This is a genomic window from Streptomyces bobili, assembly GCF_002154575.1.
Taxonomy (GTDB): domain Bacteria; phylum Actinomycetota; class Actinomycetes; order Streptomycetales; family Streptomycetaceae; genus Streptomyces; species Streptomyces bobili.
In genome coordinates, this window is sequence record NZ_MUBA01000296.1 from 1 (window position 1) to 2,198 (window position 2,198).

2 protein-coding genes are annotated in these 2,198 nt (G+C 71.0%); both read right to left on the minus strand.

The annotated features are described in order from the left end of the window. A partial coding sequence (locus BZL64_RS23500) for an FtsK/SpoIIIE domain-containing protein (RefSeq protein WP_244205457.1) occupies nucleotides 1-1,632 on the minus strand: 1,632 nt, incomplete at its 3' end. A 278-nt stretch (nucleotides 1,633-1,910) separates the two neighbouring features. After that, nucleotides 1,911-2,075, minus strand: coding sequence for a pRL2-8 (locus BZL64_RS23505; protein ID WP_086771184.1), 165 nt, complete (start codon nucleotides 2,073-2,075; stop codon nucleotides 1,911-1,913). Between the last annotated feature and the right edge of the window lie 123 nt (nucleotides 2,076-2,198).

Here is a 2,198-nt window from a genome sequence, read left to right on the forward strand (position 1 = left end):
GCTGGTGCGGTCGACGACCTGTGTCGAATAGCGGATGGTAATGATCTCCCGCAGCTTCGCGGGCACCGACTCGGCGTCGGGGCGCTGGGAGGCGAAGTTGGAGATGAAGCCGGCCGCCGGGCCGCGGCGGGCGATGCGGCACAGGTCGTTGATGACCTGCTCGCGGTCCTCGCGCTCCATCGCGGTGAAGTACTCCTGCAGCTCGTCGATCGTCACGAAGATGACCGGCAGGTTGTACTTGACCATGATGTCCGGGGTCAGCTTGCCCTCCGGGCACACCGACGTCGGCAGGTCACGCAGCAGCGCGAACCGCCGCTCCATCTCCGCCAGCAGCTCTTGCAGCATGGCCTTGAGCGCCTCGATCGCCGCATCCTCCGCGCCCATCACGAGTCGGTGGGCGACGGCCTTCATGGGCATCCAGTCGGCGCCGCCCTTGCCGTCGGCGACGTAGTGGCGCACGTAGGCGTCCAGCAGACCCGCCGCCGTGAGCAGCCGCTGGGAGAACGTCTTGCCCCGCCGCGGCAGGCCGCCGAAGAACATCGACTGCCACATCACGGGCACGCTGATGCGGTTGCCGCGGGCGTCCTGGCCGAAGGGGACCGCGTCCCAGATGGAGAACTTCTCCGCCTTCTCCAGGGGGGAGGGGTTGAGCGGGCCGAGGTAGGGGTCGTCGTCGGCGACCCACATCGTGACGCGGCCGGCGTTGCCGCCCTTGGCGGCGCGGACGCGGGACATGATGACCTGGATCTCGTCGACCCCGAGTTCCTGCGCGATGACCTCGCGCTTGGCGAGGACGTCGGAGGCGGTCTTGCCGCCGCCGCGGGGCATGTCGAAGATCACGGCCCAGCCACGGCCGTCGCGGACCGGGCCCATCGTGCACGCAACCTTCGGCAGGTCCTTTTCGTCCTTGCCGCTGCCGCTTTTGAGGAGGCCGGCGGCTCGCAGCGCCTCGTTGAGCTGCTGCGCGGACATGTCCACCCGCAGCGGCGGTGCCGCCTGGTCCAGCAGCCGCGTCTCTTTCCCGCGTCCGAGGTAGGCGAGCGGGGTGATGACGGCGGCTCCTATGCCGGCTTGCAGCAGCGGGGGCGCCAGTGCGACACCGAGTGCGGCGGCGGCGACCGCAGCGGCGGCGGCACCGAACCGCCAACGCCGCGAGTGGGTACGGGCGTAGTGGGCGGCTTGCAGCCGCACGGCCAGGTCGACATCCTCCGGGCGGGCTTTGACCTGCGCCCGCAGCGCCTTGACGGCGGCGCTGTGGTCCTGCGCCGACAGCGTCGGCCACAGCCCGGCGGCGGCCCGGAAGAAGCCACGCGCGGCCAGCAGCACCGTCTTGACCAGGTACTTCGGCGTACGGAAGCCGTGGTAGCGGGTGTGCCACCAGGTGAGCCGGCCGAACGCACGGACGTTCGCCACGACGGAGGCACGCGAGCGGGCCCACACGGGCAGCACGGGCGCCTCAGGGGCCATCAGCCAGTCGGCCAGCGGGTTGCCGGGCAGGTCGACCGCCTCGACCGTCGGAGCGGCCACGACCGACTCAGCGGGAGCGGCCGGTGCCGGGTCGGGGACCACGGTGAGGACGGCCGGGCGGGTGGGGTTGGTGTCTTTGTGCAGGTGAACGACGTTCTCGGACATGCGTGACGTCTCCTCAACTACCCCCGGACAGAGGGCGGGAAGGGCATGCGGGAAGGGGGCGCCGGCCTGGCGGCGGCCGGCGCCCGCAGAGGACTCAGTGGCGGTGGCTGGTCTTGTGGACGCGCAGTGCTGCCTTGCAGGCCGGGCACTGGCGTTCGGGTCCGTTGCCGACGACCGGAGCGGGGATCACCTGGCCGCAGATGACCGGGTCACGCCGAACACCAGCGGTCCGCAGTCCGGGCAGTGAAAGTGCGAGGTCAGGACAGGTCGCGGCATGCTCACCACCAACGCGACTTCCTGGGCACGAGGTTGGGGTGGCCGTTGACCATGTGGTCGACACACTGCGGGCAGTCCTCACGCGGGCGCAGGTGGCGGTGCGCGTTGCGGTCGTGGGCGTGCTGCCAGCACTGCGGGCACTCACCAGGCGGGGTCTGACCGGCCATGGTCACCACCACCCGGACGACTTCTTCGCGGCCTTGTTCTGGGCCTTGGCCTTGGCGTCCTCGCGGATGAGCGTCTCGCGCACGGTCCGCAGCGCGCTCAGTTCCGCCGCGAGGCGGGACTCG